Source organism: Mesorhizobium sp. CNPSo 4661 (assembly GCF_057784215.1).
On sequence record NZ_JBWGIO010000002.1, the window covers coordinates 75927 to 94402 of the forward strand.

The following is an 18476-nucleotide window of genomic DNA, read 5'->3' on the forward strand; positions in this document are numbered from 1 at the left end:
TCCAGCTTGGCGCCAAGCTTACCCCTCACCCGGATTGCCAGCCGATTTGCGAAGAGCAAATCGGGGCAATCCGACCTCTCCCACAGGGGGAGAGGTGAAGGCGCTACGGCCTCCTGAACCCCGTCGGGCCGCCATAGAGATAGCCGATGCGGTCGACCGCCTCTTTCAGGCCTTCGCGCGAGACCAGCATGGTGTGGCCGTTGGCGTGGATCATGTCCTTTTCGTCAGTCATAACAGCGACGTGGCCTTTCCAGAAGACGAGGTCGCCGCGTTGAAGTCCGGCAAAGTCCGGACCCGGCTCTAACGGCGTGCCGATGCTCGCCTGCATGTCGGAGTCGCGCAGCACTCGCCTGCCGGCCATGCGCATCGCAAGCTGCACCAGCCCGGAGCAGTCGATGCCGAAGCCGGAGGCGCCGCCCCAGAGATAGGGCGTGCCGAGGAAGCTCTCGGCAACGGCGACGTAATCCTTTGCCGGTTCGGCGATCGGCCGCAGATGGCCGGCGACGATCGCCTGGCCGGAGGGCAGCAACGCATAATGCGTGCCGCGCGTTTCGGCCGAGCCGGTCACCGTCACGGTCGAGCCCATCGACAGCTGTCCACTTGTCGGAAAGCGCAGATCCGGTCCGGGATAGAGAAACGTGCGCGGCACGGAGACGATGTGGGTTGGCGCATGTTCGCGCTGACCAAGGAGATTGTCGGCCACATAGCCGACATAACCGTCGCTCTCGGCCTGCACCCAGGCCCAGCCTTCGGCATCCTCGAAGACCAGCACGTCGTCGCCAAACAACGCCTGGGTGTTCACTCCGGCATCGGGGCGCGGCGCCTTGCGCAGGTCGGCGACCGACGCTGTGATCCGGGCCGGGCGGCCGGTGACGAAGCGGTCGGCGGCGACCTCGCCCTTCAGCCTTGCATCGGCAAGGTCGGAACGGAAGGCGTGAAGGCGGGCATCCCTGGCGGTCAAATCGATAATCCAGTCAAATCAGCAATGAACTCAGATGGGGCGCCGAGATCAGATGGGAAGGTCGTGCGCCCTGGCGACGATACCATCGCCGAAGCGCTCGACAAAGAGCGCGCCTTCCACCGTGCGCCGGATCAGCACGTTGCGCTTGTCGAGCTCGTCGCGGTGGCGCGAGACCAGTTTCAGCGCGCCCATCGTGTCGAGGGCGCGGGTGATGACCGGCTTGGTGACGTTGAGCTTGGCGGCCAGCCCGCGCACGGTGTGCGGCGGCGGATCGAGATAGATGGTGAACAGGATCGCCGTCTGGCGCATGGTCAGATCCGGCGCGCCATCGCGCACCTGGGCCAGCATCACCTGCTGCCACAGTCGCAAGGCCTGGCTCGGGCGCATCGAGATCGACATGCGCGAAGCATGCCGGCAAATTGTTTCGGTTCCGTTTCAGTGGAGATTTGTTGGTTGGACCATGATCTTGTTCGAAAACCGATCCCCACTTTTTGCTACGCTGGCCTGCGGTTCGGGATCATGGTCTAGCCGAAACGGCCGGCGATGACGCGCTCCAGCGCTCGAATGCCTTGCGCCTCGCCGCCGGTCAGGCCGTAGGGGCGGTCGACCGGGTTCCAGGCGAAGATGTCGAAATGCGCCCAGCTGTGCGTCTTCTCGACGAAGCGCTTGAGGAAAAGGGCCGCGGTGATCGATCCGGCAAAGCCGTCCGTCGTCACATTGTTGATGTCGGCGATCTTCGAGGAGAGCTTTGCATCGTAGGGGCGCCACAAAGGCATGCGCCAGAGCGGATCCTCGACCGCGACGGATGCCGCGGCCAGGTCCGCGGCAAGCGTCTCGTCGGCGGTGTAGAAAGGCGGCAAATCCGGCCCCAGCGCGACGCGGGCGGCGCCGGTCAGCGTCGCCATGTCGATCAGCAAAGCGGGCTGTTCCTCATCGGCCAGCGCCAGCGCGTCGGCCAGGACCAGCCTGCCTTCGGCGTCCGTGTTGCCGATCTCGACCGTGATGCCCTTGCGGCTCCTGAGCACGTCGCCGGGCCGGAAGGCATTGCCGGCGATCGAGTTCTCGACGGCGGGGATCAGCACGCGCAGCCGGACATTGAGTTTCGCCGCCATGATCATGGAGGCGAGGCCCAGCACATTGGCGGCGCCGCCCATGTCCTTCTTCATCAGAAGCATGCCCGAGGACGGCTTGATGTCGAGGCCGCCGGTATCGAAGCAGACGCCCTTGCCGACCAGCGTCACCTTCGGCGCATCGCCCGGCCCCCAGCTCATGTCTACCAGCCGCGGCGCGCCGGTCGAGGCCCGGCCAACCGCGTGGATCATCGGGAAATTCCGCGCCAGGAGATCGTCGCCATGGATCACTGAGATATCGGCGCCGTGGGCGGCCGCCAGTTTTCGGGCGGCTTCCTCCAGCTCGACCGGACCCAGGTCGCTGGTCGGCGTGTTGACGAGATCGCGTGCCAGGAACACGCTGTCGGCGACGCGGCGGACATGCGCGGCGTCGGCACCTTCGGGCAGCGCAAAGCGCAGTGCCTTGCCTGGTTTCTTGCCGTAGCGTGTAAAGACATAGCCGCCCAACGCAAGCGCGAGCGCGGCGAGTTCGGGTTGCGCCAGGCTCGACGCGAAATGCCAGTCGCCTTCCGGCAACGCTCGTGCGAGCGCGCCGAGGCCAAGAACGCTTTCGCCGTCGCCTGTGCCGAACAGCGCGCCGGCAAGGCCGCCGCCCTCGCCCGGCAGGACCAGCGTGCGCCCCGCTTCGCCGGAAAAACCGTTGGCCCTCGCCCAAGCGATGGCGGACGGCGGCAAGGCCGCGGCTTCAAGGGCGCCCTTTGCCACCAGATAGACAGGCAAGGCGGCTTCCGGCTTCTGCTCAACGAGTTCGACAGGCATGCAATGATCTCCGGCCGAAACAGCTGAGTCGGCGCTTCTTAACGGTCCGTTAGGGTTAACAGAATATTTCTGCGGGAGGGAAGACGGCCAGCCAATGGCCGCACAGGAATGGAGACCGGGCGCCGATGCCGACCAAAGCGTTGAACCTTACAGCCAAGCGTCTGATCACCACGGCCTTCATTGCGGCGCTGGCGGCCAGCGTGGCGGGTTGCGGCAGCACCAGCAAGTTCACCACCGGCTCCATCTCCCGCTCCGACAGCAGGCCGCTGGAAACGATGTCGTCCGGCGAATTGCGTACCGCCACGTCCAGGCTCGGCCAATCCTACGCCAGCAATCCGAACGACAAGCGCATCGCGATGAATTTCTCGGCGGCGCTGCAGATGGACGGCGATGCCGACCAGTCGCTGGCGGTGATGCGCAAGCTGGCGATCGCCTATCCCAAGGATCGCGAGGTCCTTGCGGCCTACGGCAAGGCGCTTGCCGCCAACGGCCAGTTCGCGCCGGCCCTCGATGCCGTGCGGCGCGCGCAGACGCCCGAATATCCAGACTGGAAGCTTGTCTCGGCGGAAGCCGCCATTCTCGACCAGATGGGACAGAAGGACGAAGCGCGGCAGGATTATCGCAAGGCGCTGGAACTGAAGCCGAACGAACCTTCGGTGCTGTCCAATCTCGGCATGTCCTATGTGCTCGAGGGCGACCTGCGCACGGCGGAAACCTATATGCGCTCGGCCGCGCAGCAGCCCGGCGCCGACAGCCGGGTGCGGCAGAACCTCGCGCTGGTCGTCGGCCTGCAGGGCCGCTTCGACGAGGCCGAGAAGATCGCCTCGCAGGAACTGTCGCCCGAGCAGGCGCAGGCCAACATCGCCTATCTGCGGCAGATGCTCGCCCAGCAGAATGCCTGGAGCCAGTTGAAGGACCAGGACAAGGGCAAGGCGAAAGTCGCCACGAACTGACGGACGCTGCCAAGCGCCGACCGCTTCGACAATGAAAAGCCGCGCGGACCCCGCGCGGCTTTTTTGATTGATGCTTACGGGCTCGCCTACTTGCTCGAGGAGCTGTGCTGGTCGCCGAAGATGCCGCGCTGGCTGACCTGGATGCCGGCCGGACCCAGGATGATGGCGAACAGAACCGGCAGGAAGAACAGGATCATCGGCACGGTGAGCTTCGGCGGAAGTGCCGCGGCCTTCTTCTCGGCGGCGTTCATGCGCATGTCGCGGCTTTCCGAGGCGAGCACGCGCAGCGCGTGCGCCACCGGCGTGCCGTAGCGTTCGGCCTGGACCAGGGCCTGCGACACCGACTTCACCGATTCCAGGCCGGTGCGGCTTGCCAGGTTCTCATAGGCGACCTTGCGTTCCTGCAGATAGGACAGCTCGGCGTTGGTGAGCACGAACTCCTCGGCGAGCGCCACCGACTGCGCGCCGATCTCGTCGGCAACCTTGCGCAGCGCCGCCTCCACCGACATGCCGGATTCGACACAGATCAGCATCAGGTCGAGCGCGTCCGGCCACGCCTGCTGGATCGACTGCTTGCGCTTGGTCGCGCGGTTGTTGACGTAGAGGATCGGCGCGTAGAAGCCGCCATAGGCGACAACGACACAGACGAACAGCTTGATGAACGCCGGCTGCTGCGGCAGGCCGCCGAGCACGAACAGATAAACGGCCGCCAGGGCAAAACCGACAAATGGCAGGACGAGGCGGAAGAAGAGGAAGCGCGTCAACGGGTTCTGGCCGCGGAAGCCCGCGACCTTGAGCTTCTGGATCGTGCTTTCATCGGCGAGCGCGCGCCTGAGATCCAGGCGGTCGACGATGTTGCGCATGCCGATGGACTGTTCCTCGCGCAGGCCCTTGCGGCGGCGGTCGGCTTCGTTGGCAAGACGCTGGCGCTGCTCGGCGCGCAGTTTGTCGCGTTCGAGCGCCACGCTCTTCATGCGCGACTTGAGCGACGTGCCGCCGAACGCCGGCATGAGCGTGAAGACGGTCGCGAACACGGCGATGCCGACCAGCATCGCGATCAGGAAGGAAGGGTCGGTGAGTGTTTTGACGACTTGCTCTGTCACCGGATCCGCGCCCCTACACTTCGAAGTTCATCATCTTGCGCATCACCAGGATGCCGATCGACATCCACACACCCGAGCAGCCGAGAATCAGGTTGCCGACGTTGGTGGTGAACAGCGGCATGATGTAGTTCGGGCTCGACAAATAGACGAGGAAGGCGACGACGAAGGGCAAGGCGCCGATGATGACGGCGGACGCCTTGGCTTCCATCGACAGCGCCTGGACCTTGGCTTTCATCTTCTTGCGGTCGCGCAAGACGCGCGAAAGGTTGCCCAGCGCCTCGGACAGGTTGCCGCCGGCCTGCGACTGGATCTGGATGACGATGCCGAAGAAGCCGGCCTCGCTGCACGGCATGGTCTCGGAGATGCGCATGGCGGCGTCAGGCACCGACATGCCCATCTGCTGGGAATCGACGATGCGTCGGAATTCGGACCGGACCGGTTCGGGCGATTCGTTGGCGATCAGGCGGATCGCATCGTTGAGCGGCAGGCCGGACTTGACCGCGCGCACGATGATGTCGAGCGCGTTCGGGAACTCTTCCAGGAAGGCCTTGACGCGGCGTGTGCGGCGAAACGATACGAACCAGCGCGGCAGGCCGAGGCCGCCCGCCAGCAAGGCGCCGGGCAGAGCCCACAAAGGCGCGCCGATAAAAAAGAGAAGGGCCGTGAGCACGAGGCCGCAGACGGCGGAGTAGAGATAGAAACGTTCGAGCGAAACCTGCATGCCGGCCTGGCGGATCTGGGCCTTCAGCGGCGGTTTCTTGACGTTGCGGTCGTTGGTCTTCTGCTTCTCGTCGAGCTGCTTGAGGGAGTCCTGAAGACTTTTGCGCCGCTTGACCGCTTCCGCGGCGCGGTCGCGCGTGGCTTTCACCACCGAGCGGTCGGTTTCGGCCGTCTTGATGGTCTGAAGCCGCTTGCCGGCCTGCTTCTCGTTGTCGATGCGCGTGAACAGGAACGCATAGGCCACCGCGCCGGCGCTGAAGCCGGCGAGCACGATGAAAGCCAGTACGGTGGTGTCAATTCCGAACATCGACCGGGGCCCCTAGGCGTTTCGGCGTTTCAAAGAAACGACGAACCGCCCTATCTCCTTGTTTTGACGCAGTTCCGGACGGAAAGCAGCTTCACGCTTTTCCTGGAATTGCTTCCAACCACCAGATGCATCAGTCAGCGCGCTTCTCCATTGCCTCGAGCGCATTGGCGAGGCGCTGCTCCTCACCATAATAGCGGGCGCGGTCCCAGAAATGCGGGCGGCCGATGCCTGTCGACACATGTTCGCCGACTAGCCGGCCGCTCGAGTCCTCGCCCTTGATGTTGTAGAGGACGAGATCCTGGGTGATGATGACATCGCCTTCCATGCCGACCACCTCGGTGATGTGGGTGATGCGGCGCGAGCCATCGCGCAGGCGGGCCGCCTGGATGATCACGTCGATCGAGCCGACGATGATCTCGCGCACCGTGCGCTGCGGCAGTGTATAGCCGCCCATGGCGATCATCGATTCCATACGGTTGAGGCATTCACGCGGGCTATTGGAGTGGATCGTTCCCATCGAGCCGTCGTGACCGGTATTCATCGCCTGCAGCAGGTCGAACACTTCCGGTCCGCGCACTTCGCCGACGATGATCCGCTCCGGACGCATGCGCAGGCAGTTCTTGACCAGGTCGCGCATGGTCACCTCGCCCTCGCCCTCGAGATTGGGTGGCCGGGTTTCGAGACGGACCACGTGCGGCTGCTGCAGCTGCAGCTCCGCCGAATCCTCGCAGGTGATAACGCGCTCCTCGCGGTCGATATAGTTGGTCAGGCAGTTGAGCAGCGTCGTCTTGCCGGAGCCGGTGCCGCCCGAAATGACGATATTGCAGCGGACGCGGCCTATGATCTTGAGGACTTCCGCGCCTTGCGGCGAGATGGCGCCGAACTTGACCAGCTGGTCCAGCGTCAGCTTGTCCTTCTTGAATTTGCGGATGGTGAGCGCGGCGCCGTCGATCGACAGCGGTGGCGCGATGACGTTGACGCGCGAGCCGTCGGGCAGGCGCGCATCGCAGATCGGGCTCGATTCGTCGACGCGGCGGCCGACCTGGCTGACGATGCGCTGGCAGATGTTGAGCAGCTGCTGGTTGTCGCGGAAACGGATGCCGGTCTGTTCGACCTTGCCATTGACTTCGATGTAGACGTTCTTGGAGCCGTTGACCATGATGTCGGCTATGTCGTCGCGGGCAAGCAACGGCTCCAGCGGTCCATAGCCCAGAACGTCGTTGCAGATGTCCTCGAGCAGCTCTTCCTGCTCGGAGATGGACATCGCGAAGTTCTTGATCGCAATGATGTCGTTGACGATGTCGCGGATTTCCTCGCGCGCGCTCTCGGGATCGAGCTTGGCGAGCTGCGACAGGTCGATCGTATCGATGAGCGCCGAAAACACCTGGCTCTTGGTGTCGTAATAGGTCTCCGAGCGCTCGCGCTGGACCCTTCTTGCCGGCTCCGGCGCCATGGGCGGCGCCTCGACGGGCCGGCGCGCCGGCGGCGCGGCCGGCGTGCTGGACGGCGGCGCGGCCGGTCGTTCGGCCGTCATCGTCGCCGTTGGAGCGGCGGCGGGAGCAGCGGATGCCGGCGGACGGAATTCGGGCGTTGCCCGGCTGCCGTCGTCTTTGCCTCTTTTACCAAACATGATCGACTACCCGATGCCGCTCAATCAGCGTCACTTCTTGTTGCGCGAGAGCTTGCCGAGGATCGAGCCCAGGCCTGCCTTCTTCCTTGCCTTGATTTCACTGCGTCCGGTCAGCACATGCGCTACTTCGTTGATGGTGGCGACGACCGGGCTCTTGGCGTCCATCTCGCTCAGCATGCGGCCGTTGTTGGCGGCATTGCCGAACAGCAGCGGTTCGAAGTTGATCACGGCCATCGGCGTGATGCCGAGCGGTTCGGCGAAATCGGAAGCCGCGATCTCGGGCCGTTTCGGCACGCCCGCCTGGTTGATGATCAGCTTCGGCGGCGGATCGTTCGGACGCAGCCGCTTCAGCATATCCACCATGTTCTTGGTGTTGCGGAGATTTGCCAGCTCGGGCGTGGCCGTGATGACGATCTCGTCCGCCTTGATCAGGGTGCTCTTCGTCCACCCGCTCCAGACGTGCGGGATATCGAGGACCAGCAGCGGCGCGCTACGCTGCGCCGTCTCTATGATCTGCGAGAAGGCCTCCGGATCGAAATCATAGACGCGCTCGAGCGTGGAGGGCGCCGCGAGCAGCGACAGATGCTCGGCGCATTGCGCGAGCAGGCGGTCGAGATAGACCTCGTCGACCCGCTCGGGCGAAAACACCGCCTCGGCGATGCCTTGCGCCGGATCCTGGTCGAAATTGATGTTGGCAGTGCCGAAGGCGAGATCGAGATCGGCGATGACGACCTCGGACTTGAACAGGGACGACATCGCCCAGGCGACATTGTGAGCGATGGTCGACGAGCCGACGCCGCCCTTGGCGCCGATGAACGCGATCGACCGGCCGATCGGCTCCGATTCCGGATCGACGAAGATCGACGACACGACGCTGACGATGTCGGTCATGGAGACCGGCGCGATGACATATTCGGAAATGCCTGACCGGATAAGCTCCCGGTATAGCCCGACATCATTGTAGTGGCCGATGACCACGACCTTGGAGGACGGATCGCAATATTCCGCGAGCTGGCCGAGTTGTTCGAGCAACTGCTGCGGCTCGCTGCGCGATTCCAGCAGGATCAGGTTCGGTGTCGGCGCGGACTGGTAGAACTCGATCGCGGTCGGGACACCGCCCATATGGACCTTGAGATGGGCCTTGGCCATCCGCCGATCCTCGCCGGCGCGCGCGACGGGATTGGCGACCCCCTCGGTCTCGCAGAAGGCCTGGATCGAAATGCGCGGCACGGGACGCAGCGCCTGCATGGCGGCGATGTCCTGCTGCGAAAGTTCGCCGGTTTCCGCGGGCGTGTCGTAGGCAAGATTGCTCATCGTCATGCTCTTTCCGTGACTGCTCTCTTCGTCGTCCGGCGCGGCTCAGTAGGTTACTTCTGAATTGCTGAGAAACTCCTCGGAGATACCCCTCTCGCGGTACTTGTCGATCACCGCGCCGCGATTTTCGGCGTCGATGTCGGACTGCTTGCGCGGTCCGATCAGATCGTTGGGATTGGCCACCTGGGCCGCGAGGTTGTTCTGATAGGAGCAGCCGAAGTCGGCATAGTGCTTGTTCTCCGACGTCTCCGTCAGATCATCTGGCCAACGTCCGCATTTGTCGGTCTGGGCCCGCACCGCGACGAAAGCGACACGCACCGGCGCGGACGCCTCGGGCACAGGCGACTGATAGGATGTCATCACGATGCGGTTGCGCTTGACGCCCGCCGCCATGGCGAGCCTGGCGAAATCGCGGCCGGCGGCCCGGGCGGCAACCTCGTTGGCGGACCCGGCCGGCATCGCGATCGTCAGCGCCGGCGCGGCGCTCTTGTCGTAGCCGTCGAGAAAACCGAGCAGCGTATCGCGCTGCGCGCCGGTCATGCCGCGATCGCCGGCGCCGACCGGCAGGTCGATCTTCTGGTTCTTCTCGGCGATGACGATCGGATGGGTCGTGCGGTAATCGTCCGGTATCGAGCCGACCGTGACACTGTCGCGGTGCCAGTTGGCGCAGCCTGCGAGCGATGCCGCAAGCATGACCGCCAGTGCCGGGACCACCTGCCGACGGATCCTTGCGATACCGGATGCTGTCCGGACCGTCATGACCTTCGATGCTGACTTGGACATATCCGCATTCCCACTCATTTGTAGATGAAGCCAACGACGCCGTGATAGCGGCCCGGCGGTCTATCGGTCTGCATGGTGCCGTAGACGCGGTTGACGCGGCCGAGGAACATGCCGGCGCCATCGCTCGGCGCATTGAAGTTGTCGTCCGGCTTGGCCAGGTCGTTGCGCGCCACCGGCCGCGACAGATAGGGCGTGATGATGATGACGAGCTCGCTCTCGTTGCGCACGAAATCCTTGCTGCGAAAGAGCGTGCCAAGCACGGGGATCTTGGTCAGGCCGGGTAATCCAGTGACAGCTTGCCTGATATCGTCTCGCACCAGGCCTGCTATCATCATCGAACCACCGGATGGCAGTTCCACCGTCGTATCGGCCAGGCGCTTGCGAAGCGACAAAGCGTTCATGCCGATGTTCCTATTGTCCGTGGATGCCGACGCGGATCCTTCTGTTGTCGGTTCGGAAACCGAGGTTCTGACTTTCAGGCTTATGCGACCCGGCGACAGAACCACCGGCTGGAATTCCAGGCCGATGCCGTACTCGATCTTGGAGATCGAGTAGTTCTGCAGACCAGTCTGATTGCTGTTGGAGACGTTGGCGGAAACACTGGTCACCATATTGTATTCGCCGCCGACCTTGAAGGTCGCCTTTTCACCTGACACGGCGGTCAAGGTCGGCTCGGCCAGAGTCTTCATGACCCCCGACTGCTCCATTGCGTTGATATAAGACTGCAGCCCCGACGAACTAATACCGACGCCCGCATTAGACAGCGGTTTGCCAAGACCCATGTAAGGATCGCTGAGCGCGCCCCACGAAATGCCGTTGCTGGCGCCGCTGGCGAGCATATTGACGCCGAGCTGCTTCATCACCGAGCGGCTGACTTCGGCGACGGTGACCTTGAGCGTCACCTGATCGTCGCCGACGATCTGCAAGAGGTTGACGATCTTGGAGGTCCGGCGCTCCTGGTCGGGGTTGTTGATGTCGACGCCGCCATTGACCGAGCCGCCGGCGGCGGTCTGCGAATATTGACCCGTCGTCGCTTCACCGCCGGACACGAAGATGGTCGCCAGGTCGACGGCGCGCTTGGAATCGAGAGGCGTGTCGACCATGCCCGTCAGGACGACGTTGTCGTTGAGAAGCTCGACCTTGATCTGCGAGGACGGGATGAAGCGCTTCAGATAGTCCTCCAGCCCGGCGACGTCGCGCTCGACGGCCAGATCCAGGCTGACGATCTGCTCGCCATTGGGGCCGAAAACGAAGATGTTGGTTTCGCCGACCGCCTTGCCAAACAGGTAGATGCGCCGCGCTGTGCGGGTCACGGCATCGGCAACCGCCGGATTGGCGACGAGGATATCATAGGCGTCGTTAGGCAGGTCGATGACCACTGATTTATTGAGGCCGAGCTTGACGCGCTGCGTGGCGATGGAAGCCGACACGCCGGCACTCGCGGCCTTGGCTTCGACCAGTCCCGGGGCGCTGGTGCCGAGCAGGAAAAAACCGATCGCCGCGGCGGCCAGGGAGGGCAGCAGTTTACCGTTTAGCCTCATTTCCTTGCTCCCACCTCGGAAACCTCACCGGACTTGATCAGCCGTACTGTTCCGCGCCGGCCGCTGCCGTTGACCAGATAGTCGGCCTCGTCCGTACTCTTTTCATGGATGTCGGTGATCGGACGCAGCGCCAGTGTGAGCCGGTCCGCCATCTGCTGCGCCACGGTGATGATCTCGGCCTGCTGCGGCGTCAGTTCCAGCGTCGCGGTCTGGCCGACCCTGGTCTTCTTGCCTTCCTCGTCTTCCTGGATGGTCTGGTCGATGGCCAGCACGCGGATGTTCTTGAGGATGGTCGAGGTGTTGAAGCCGGTGCCGCCGTTGCCTGTGTCGGCACGGCGGGTCATGATGACGTCGACGAAGTCGTTGGGCAGGATGAAGCCGCCGGCGGACGTGTCGGCCGATATCGCGGTGGCGACAGCGCGCATCCCTGAAGGCAGGATCGACGACATGAAGCTCTGCCCCTCGCCGACCAGCTTGGAGCGGCGCAGCGGCTCGCCGGTGTACATTGCGACGCGCGCTACCGAGCCCTTTAGCTTTTCGATCGCGTCAGGTTCGGCGGCGCGCGTGATGAAATTGGCGTTGACGCCATCGGCCGGCCATTGTTCCCAGCTGATATTGGTGCCGAGCTGGCTGCCCATCGCCACGTCGCCGGAAAGCACCAGCACATCCTGCAATGCGATTGCCGGCTGCTTGGGCGCATCGACGACGACCTGAGGCGGCGGCGCCACGACCATGTTTTTCGCGACATAGCCCGCGCCACCCGCCGCGACCGCAGCCACGCCCAGAATAATCAATCGGGATGCTGGCATTCGTCCGATACCCTTCGCCTCAAGGCAAACCACCTCGCAAGGCCGGACTTTGCAGCCGCAATCGTCAAAACAAGGTTAATGCAATGCTTACGATCGTGATTAATTTAAGGTTTACTCAAATTCGATTGAACGGCCCCGCCGTTAACGAAAAAGGCGGCCAGGCCGCCTTTGTTTTGATGGTTGCCTCAGAACCGCAGCGCACGCACTTGTGGGCGACATGCATCAGGTTGTGAGCCTCTCCAGCGCCCAGACCATCAGCGGCGAATCCGGGAAAGTGATCAGCCCACCCGCGCCAAGCGCGATGCCATAGGGAATGCCAACGCTCTGGTCTGCGAAATGGCGCAGAAGTCGGTTGTGGCCGGTGTACATGGCGAGCGGCGATTTCCGGTAAACCAGGATTGCGAGGGTAAGCAGCCCGCCGATGAAAGCCGACGTCACCAGATAGCCGATCAGGTTGATGTTGAGGCCCATCCATAGAGCGGTCGCGGCGAGAAGCTTGGCGTCGCCGCCGCCCATGCCGCCGAGCGCAAAGAGGCCGAACGTCACCGCAAGCACGAGGGCGCCTGCTGCGAAGTGCCAGCCATAGGTTGTCCAGTCCATACCGGTGAGCGGCGCGACAAGCGCGAATGTCGCCACCAACAGCACCGGAACACGATTGGCGATCGTCATCGACAAGGCGTCCGAGACCGCCGCGAACAGCATGCAGAACGGAAAGACGACGAAGATCACGGCTTCAAGCATCGATGCGGCGCGCCCATGGCAGTTTCCAGCGGCATCCTAGGCGCGCCGGATTAACGATCGATGAGGCCGGCCGATCAAAATCGGCCGACCACATGAAAAAGGGCCGCCAGCCGGCGGCCCTTTTTCTGTGTGTCGAAAAGGCGCGATACGCGGCCTTATTACGGAGCCGCGCTGTTGAGGGTAGCGGCGATGTTGGCGAACTTGGCGTTCAGCGCGCTGCCGAGCGAGGTAGCGCCGACCATGATGGCGAGCGCGATGAGAGCGGCGATCAGACCGTATTCGATGGCGGTCGCGCCGGATTCGTCCTTCACGAAACGTGCAATGAGATTAGACATGCGAGAGCTCCTACTCCACGTGTTACAGCACTTCCGTCAACTTCTCTTCGCGGTTGATCGGATGCTGCAAATCTAGGGAGAAGCCGTTTCGATCGGCTTAATAAACAGCCTTACCGATTCCTTTCCGGTGGCGAACGCATTGTGTGGTTAACCGCGGGCTAAACATCGCCAACCAGCTCGGGACCCGGGGAAACCGGCGCTTGTGCAATATTCCTAAAACAGTAAGCGCCATCGGCGCATGACCCGCCAAGCGAGCCGATCCTTAATCATGGCCGGGCCCGGCTTAACCGTTGGTTCACCAATCTCGTTCATGTTCCGTTGAAGAATCTGCCCGCCAGGAGCGCTTCAATGACGTCGAGATCGCTGTTTCCAGTCGCCGCGCTGCTGGCAACTGCCGCCTTGGTCATGCCGGCCAGGGCCGGCGCGGGTATAGAAGTCACCATGAACCAGGCCAAGATCGTCAAATTGTCACGCGCGGCCGACACGGTCGTCATCGGCAATCCGGCGATCGCCGACGCCTCGGTGCAGGACGCCTCGACCATCGTTCTCACCGGCAAGGGCTTCGGTGTCACAAATCTGGTCGTGCTCGATTCGGACGGCAGCCCGATCGTCGATGAGCAGGTGACCGTCGTGCGACAGGCCGCCTCGTCGGTGCGCATCTACAGACGCGCCGACGTCCAGACCATGTCCTGCACGCCCTATTGCGAGAGCGCGTTCAAGAGCGAGGCCGAGAAAGCTTCCGAGACCGAAATGAGCGCCGGGCACTGAGCCCTGCGAGGGCAGGCCCAGTGGCATTAAAGACAGCTTAAGGCTTGCCCGGCGAATTTAACGATCATCCATACCGGAACTCAATGGGTTTTCGCTAACCTTGCCGCCGGTACCGCAAAGGGGATCGGCAGGAACTTTGATATGAGCAAGGATGCCACATCCGGCAACGGCATGGACAGCAAGGCGCGCGCCAAAGCCCGCCCTGGCTTCTTCAGCGACAGGCGCGGCAGCACGGCGATGGAATTCGCGATGCTGGCCATCCCTTTCGCGCTTCTCGTCTTCGCCATCCTCGAAAGCTGCATTTCGTTCGCCGGCCAGGAGGTGATGGCCAACGTCACCGACGACGTGGCCCGTCAGTTGCGCACCGGGCAGCTTCAGCAGAACAACGTCACCGAAGCCTCGATCAAGCAACTGATCTGCAATCGCTTGCAGATCATGGTTTCCAACAACTGCACCGATACCGGGCCAGATGCTCCACTGCTGGTCGATCTGCGCGAATACTCGACCTTCGCGGACGCCGCGACGGCGGGTTTCAAGATCGTGAGCGGCGATATTGTGCTGACGCAGGGCGCGAATACGATGTCTCCTACCGTCTCGCCCGGACTGGCGGAGTCCATCAACATGCTTCGGGTGTTCTACAAATGGCCGGTAATGACCGATTTCCTGGCCAAGTCGATGGCAAATCTGAAGGACAGCAAAACGCTGCATTTCGCGTCCGTGACCTGGCAGAACGAACCATTCGACGACAATTGAGACTGCTCGACGGCTAAGCCGCGGTGTGGAGGACGATATGCATAGTGCGGGGGCACTCCAGGGGATTTCGGCAAAGGTGGAGCGGTTCTGCCGCGATCGCCGCGGCGTCGCGGCGATCGAGTTCGCGTTCATCGTGCCGGTGCTCCTCATCATGTATTTCATCACGATGGAGGCCTCGCAGGCCATCGAGACCGGCAAGAAGGTCAGCCGTATCGGCAGCATGGTCGCGGATCTCGTCACGCAGCAGCAGACCGTCGTGAAGGCGAACCTCGATGCAATGATGCAGATCGGCACATCGACGCTGCAGCCTTATAACCGTTCATTGCCGACGATCATCATCACAGGCATACAGATCACGGACGAAGCGTCGCCGAAGGTGCAGGTTGCCTGGTCGCGCAAGGTGGTGGGCACCACCTACAGCGCCGACGCGGCCGCCAACACGATCACCACCGTCCCGTCGGCGCTGATAATCCGCAACACTTTCCTGATCCGCGTGGAAAGCGACCTCGGCTACAAGCCGATCATCACCTGGTCCGCCAGCAATTCGCAGACGCTCGGGCTGACCTCGGCCTTCAGCAACATATCGATGAGCGAAACCTATTATCTAAGGCCGCGCCGGAGTCCGACGATTCCCTGCAGCGACTGCTGATACGCTATTCCTGCCCGGCCGTTTCCTGCCGCACGATCGCCACGGCCATCGCATAGTCCTTCTGCGCGGCCGGCCCGAAACCGCCGGAATGCGTCGCCTCAACCAGGTCGTACACGTCGGGCGTCTGGGACTTGAGATTGGTCAGGAAGACCGTCAGTCGCCGCTTTGCCTCCGGATCGAGATCGCTGCGGACAGCGTGCGGGCCATAGCGCAACAGGCCCGAGGTCCATAACACCCGAAGCGACGCCTCGGGGATGCCGACGGCCTCCAACCGCGCGACGGTGCCCTCGGAACGGGTGGACCGGCCCTCGGCATCGGCCGGTTCCCAGCCGAACAGCGCGTCCGCTTCGCCGCCACTCAGCATCGTCTCGGCCGCGGTGGCCGAAGCGGCGCGCGCCAGGAAGGGCGAGTCCTGTGCGATCTTGACGCCTTCGGCCGATAACGCCGCCAGCGGCAGCAACGCGCCGCCGACATTTTCGGCCGGCGCTATCGCGATCCGGTGCGAAGCGATCGCCGCAAGGTCGGGAAGCCTGCCGTCGCGCGTCACCAGGATGGAACGGATGCCGACGGCGCCGTCGGCATCGACCGGCGCCACCAGAGGCTCGACGCAGCCGCAGCGCTCCGAGGCGGTGGCATAGGCGAGAGCGGAATAGATCGCATACTGCACACGCCCGCTCGCCTGTGCCTCGATCAGCGCCGCGTAGTCGCGCGCAACGACGAACTCGACCTTCATGCCGAGCGCATTGGCATAGGCGTCGGTCAGGCGCGCGAGCCCCGGGACGGTGTTGCCGCCGCCCGGTTCGGCGACGATGCCGATGCGGAAGGTGCCGATGTCGTCACGCCAGTCGGCGCGTGCCGGCCAGGAGGCGGTGCAGTACGCCGCGAGGGCGGCCGCGCATATTTTCAGGGCCTGCCTTGCCGCGGTTTTGCCGCGCCTTGCCATACCTCGTCCGCTCCCGCCGCATCCGCGCCTCGCCGCAACTATGGCGACAAGCCGTTGCGGTTTGGTTTCCGATTTGCCAACACCGCCGGGGAACCTTATGTCTGGCAACCCAGACTGACAACAAAGATACCCATGGCGCGCGCGTTCCTGTTCGTTCTCGATTCTTTCGGCATCGGCGGCGCGGCCGACGCCGAGCGCTATGGCGATGCCGGCGCCGACACGTTCGGGCATATTTTTCAGACCTGCGTCGGCGGGCATGCCGACCAGGCGGGTCTGCGCAACGGGCCGCTGGCCGTGCCCAACATGATGTCGCTCGGACTTGGCCGGGCGGCCCAGACGGCGACCGGACTCAAGCTCGACGTCGACACGCCGTTGCTTGCCTCTTCCTTCCACGGAGCTGCCCAGGAAGTGTCGAGCGGCAAGGACACGCCCTCCGGCCACTGGGAGATCGCCGGCCTGCCGGTGCGTTTCGACTGGGGCTATTTTCCCGACACGGTCCCAGCCTTTCCGGCCAAACTGACCGAAGCGATCATCCGCGAGGGCAAGGTGCCTGGGATCCTCGGCAATTGCCATGCGCCGGGAACCGAGATCATCGAACGGCTCGGCGAAGAGCATATCCGTACCGGCAAACCGATCTGCTACACGTCGGTCGATTCCGTGCTGCAGATCGCCGCGCATGAAACGCATTTCGGCCTGGAGCGGCTTTATGAGCTTTGCCTCGCGGTGCGTCGGCTGGTCGATCCGCTCAAGATCGGGCGCGTGATCGCGCGGCCTTTCGTGGGCGAGACAAAAGCCACCTTCCTGCGCACCCACAACCGCCGCGACTATGCGGTGCCGCCGCCGGAGCCGACCCTGCTCGACCGGCTGACCGGGCGCGGCAGCAAGGTCATCGCCGTCGGCAAGATCGGCGACATCTTCGCTCATCGCGGCATTTCGGAAGTGCGCAAGGCCGGTGGCAACATGGCGATGTTCGACAAGGCGCTCGGCGCAATGGACGATGCCGGCGACGGCGACCTGGTCTTTGCCAATTTCGTCGATTTCGATACCGAGTTCGGCCACCGGCGCGACGTCGCCGGCTATGCCGCCGCGCTCGAGGCGTTCGACCGCCGGCTGCCGGAGGCGCTATCGCGCATCGGGCCGGGCGACCTTCTGATCCTCACCGCCGACCATGGCAACGATCCGACCTGGCGCGGCACCGACCATACGCGCGAACGCATTCCGGTGATCGGCACCGGGCCGGGGCTGACGGGTGGCGACATCGGGCTCAGGCCGACCTTCGCCGATATCGGCGAAACCGTCGCGGACCACCTCGGCCTGGCCGCCGGTCGCCACGGAACATCCTTCCTCGCGACGATAGGCGGCCATGCCTGAGCTGCCCGAAGTCGAAACCGTCCGGCGCGGACTGCAGCCGGTCCTGGAAGGGGCGCGGCTCGTCAAGGTCGAGGCGCGCAGGCCCGACCTTCGCTTTCCTTTTCCCGAGCGTTTTTCGGAGCGGCTTACCGGCAAGACCGTGACGGCGCTTGGCCGCCGCGCCAAATATCTGACGATGCATATCGAGAACGGCCCGGTTCTGATCTGCCATCTCGGCATGTCGGGATCGTTCCGCGTCGAGGCCGCCGAGGGCGGCGACATCCCCGGCACCTTCCACCACGAGCGCTCGAAAAGCACCGCGCACGACCATGTCGTGTTCGATGTCGTCTCGCCGAAGGACGAGCGCTCCCGCGTCGTCTTCAATGACCCGCGCCGTTTCGGCTTCATGCTGTTTGCCGAAGGGGCGCCGGACACGCATCCGATGCTGGCCGGGCTAGGCATCGAGCCAACCGGCAACGCGCTCGACGGTCCCCTGCTCGCCTCGCTGCTGAAGGATCGCAGATCGCCGCTCAAGGCAGCGCTGCTCGATCAGCGCCTGATCGCCGGACTAGGCAATATATATGTGGCGGAGGCCTTGTGGCGCGCCGGCCTCTCGCCATTGCGCGAAGCCGGTACCATCGCCGGGTCGGCCAGGAAGGCGAAAGAGCAAAGCGGGCGCCTCGCAGAGGCGATCCGCTCGGTCGTCGCCGACGCGATCGCCGCCGGCGGCTCCTCGTTGCGCGACTATGTCCAGGCCGACGGATCGCTCGGCTATTTCCAGCATTCCTTCGCGGTCTACGATCGCGAGGGGGAGCCATGCCCGAAGCCGGGCTGCAGCGGCCACATCGAGCGCGTCGTGCAAAGCGGCCGCTCGACCTTCTATTGCCGGACCTGTCAGCGGTAAGCTAGGAACGGTATCGATCATCT

19 protein-coding genes are annotated in these 18476 nt (G+C 63.9%); 6 read left to right on the forward strand and 13 right to left on the reverse strand.

The features are described from left to right. Positions 1-103: 103 nt before the first annotated feature. The 3 genes from AC0YKC_RS02370 to AC0YKC_RS02380 form a co-directional block, all read right to left on the reverse strand. Positions 104-961, reverse strand: coding sequence for a C40 family peptidase (locus tag AC0YKC_RS02370; RefSeq protein WP_488509730.1), 858 nt, complete (start codon positions 959-961; stop codon positions 104-106). Between the two features lie 48 nt (positions 962-1009). Continuing rightward, the gene (locus AC0YKC_RS02375) at positions 1010-1360 is read right to left on the reverse strand and encodes a MarR family winged helix-turn-helix transcriptional regulator (protein WP_320297702.1); all 351 of its coding nucleotides are present in this window, start codon (positions 1358-1360) and stop codon (positions 1010-1012) included. 125 nt (positions 1361-1485) lie between these two features. After that, positions 1486-2850: a leucyl aminopeptidase family protein gene (locus tag AC0YKC_RS02380; protein WP_320297703.1), complete on the reverse strand. Its 1365-nt coding sequence runs from the start codon at positions 2848-2850 to the stop codon at positions 1486-1488. A gap of 125 nt (positions 2851-2975) precedes the next feature. On the opposite strand from AC0YKC_RS02380, the gene AC0YKC_RS02385 reads away from it, so the two are divergent. After that, positions 2976-3803 (forward strand): tetratricopeptide repeat protein, encoded by an 828-nt coding sequence (locus tag AC0YKC_RS02385; RefSeq protein WP_434725157.1) that lies wholly within the window; start codon positions 2976-2978, stop codon positions 3801-3803. A gap of 86 nt (positions 3804-3889) precedes the next feature. Here AC0YKC_RS02385 and AC0YKC_RS02390 read toward each other — a convergent pair whose 3' ends face one another. The 9 genes from AC0YKC_RS02390 to AC0YKC_RS02430 all read right to left on the reverse strand — a co-directional run bounded on the left by AC0YKC_RS02390 (position 3890) and on the right by AC0YKC_RS02430 (position 13086). Further along, on the reverse strand, positions 3890-4906 hold the full coding sequence (locus AC0YKC_RS02390; protein ID WP_320297705.1) for a type II secretion system F family protein: 1017 nt from the start codon (positions 4904-4906) through the stop codon (positions 3890-3892). Between the two features lie 13 nt (positions 4907-4919). Continuing rightward, positions 4920-5933 (reverse strand): type II secretion system F family protein, encoded by a 1014-nt coding sequence (locus AC0YKC_RS02395; RefSeq protein ID WP_434725156.1) that lies wholly within the window; start codon positions 5931-5933, stop codon positions 4920-4922. A 130-nt stretch (positions 5934-6063) separates the two neighbouring features. Then, positions 6064-7563, reverse strand: a complete 1500-nt coding sequence (locus AC0YKC_RS02400) for a TadA family conjugal transfer-associated ATPase (protein WP_434725155.1) — start codon at positions 7561-7563, stop codon at positions 6064-6066. Between the two features lie 30 nt (positions 7564-7593). Further along, entirely contained in the window at positions 7594-8877 is a 1284-nt protein-coding gene (locus AC0YKC_RS02405; protein WP_320297708.1) for a CpaE/TadZ family protein, read from the reverse strand. Between the two features lie 45 nt (positions 8878-8922). Beyond that, positions 8923-9660, reverse strand: coding sequence for a CpaD family pilus assembly protein (locus tag AC0YKC_RS02410; protein WP_488509735.1), 738 nt, complete (start codon positions 9658-9660; stop codon positions 8923-8925). A gap of 14 nt (positions 9661-9674) precedes the next feature. Next, positions 9675-11201 carry a type II and III secretion system protein family protein gene (locus tag AC0YKC_RS02415; RefSeq protein WP_320297710.1) on the reverse strand — a complete coding sequence of 509 codons (1527 nt, stop codon included), beginning with the start codon at positions 11199-11201 and terminating at the stop codon, positions 9675-9677. Beyond that, positions 11198-12010: a Flp pilus assembly protein CpaB gene (cpaB, locus tag AC0YKC_RS02420; protein WP_320297711.1), complete on the reverse strand. Its 813-nt coding sequence runs from the start codon at positions 12008-12010 to the stop codon at positions 11198-11200. Before cpaB ends, AC0YKC_RS02415 begins: the two co-directional genes overlap by 4 nt. A gap of 222 nt (positions 12011-12232) precedes the next feature. Further along, positions 12233-12751 (reverse strand): A24 family peptidase, encoded by a 519-nt coding sequence (locus AC0YKC_RS02425; protein WP_320297712.1) that lies wholly within the window; start codon positions 12749-12751, stop codon positions 12233-12235. A gap of 158 nt (positions 12752-12909) precedes the next feature. Beyond that, positions 12910-13086 carry a Flp family type IVb pilin gene (locus AC0YKC_RS02430; protein ID WP_320297713.1) on the reverse strand — a complete coding sequence of 59 codons (177 nt, stop codon included), beginning with the start codon at positions 13084-13086 and terminating at the stop codon, positions 12910-12912. 348 nt (positions 13087-13434) lie between these two features. Between AC0YKC_RS02430 and AC0YKC_RS02435 the strand changes: the two genes are divergently transcribed. From AC0YKC_RS02435 to AC0YKC_RS02445, 3 genes are all read left to right on the forward strand, one after another. Next, on the forward strand, positions 13435-13854 hold the full coding sequence (locus tag AC0YKC_RS02435; RefSeq protein ID WP_320297714.1) for a pilus assembly protein N-terminal domain-containing protein: 420 nt from the start codon (positions 13435-13437) through the stop codon (positions 13852-13854). Positions 13855-13995: 141 nt separating this feature from the next. Further along, positions 13996-14607, forward strand: coding sequence for a TadE/TadG family type IV pilus assembly protein (locus tag AC0YKC_RS02440; protein WP_430699285.1), 612 nt, complete (start codon positions 13996-13998; stop codon positions 14605-14607). A gap of 37 nt (positions 14608-14644) precedes the next feature. Continuing rightward, entirely contained in the window at positions 14645-15256 is a 612-nt protein-coding gene (locus tag AC0YKC_RS02445) for a TadE/TadG family type IV pilus assembly protein (RefSeq protein WP_320297715.1), read from the forward strand. A 4-nt stretch (positions 15257-15260) separates the two neighbouring features. Here AC0YKC_RS02445 and AC0YKC_RS02450 read toward each other — a convergent pair whose 3' ends face one another. After that, positions 15261-16199 carry a phosphate/phosphite/phosphonate ABC transporter substrate-binding protein gene (locus tag AC0YKC_RS02450; protein ID WP_434725154.1) on the reverse strand — a complete coding sequence of 313 codons (939 nt, stop codon included), beginning with the start codon at positions 16197-16199 and terminating at the stop codon, positions 15261-15263. Between the two features lie 132 nt (positions 16200-16331). Here AC0YKC_RS02450 and AC0YKC_RS02455 point away from each other — a divergent pair, with 132 nt between their 5' ends. Then, complete coding sequence (locus AC0YKC_RS02455; protein WP_488509740.1) at positions 16332-17570, forward strand: phosphopentomutase; 1239 nt, start codon at positions 16332-16334, stop codon at positions 17568-17570. Next, positions 17563-18453, forward strand: a complete 891-nt coding sequence (gene mutM / locus AC0YKC_RS02460; RefSeq protein ID WP_488509743.1) for a bifunctional DNA-formamidopyrimidine glycosylase/DNA-(apurinic or apyrimidinic site) lyase — start codon at positions 17563-17565, stop codon at positions 18451-18453. Before AC0YKC_RS02455 ends, mutM begins: the two co-directional genes overlap by 8 nt. Positions 18454-18476 lie beyond the last annotated feature (23 nt).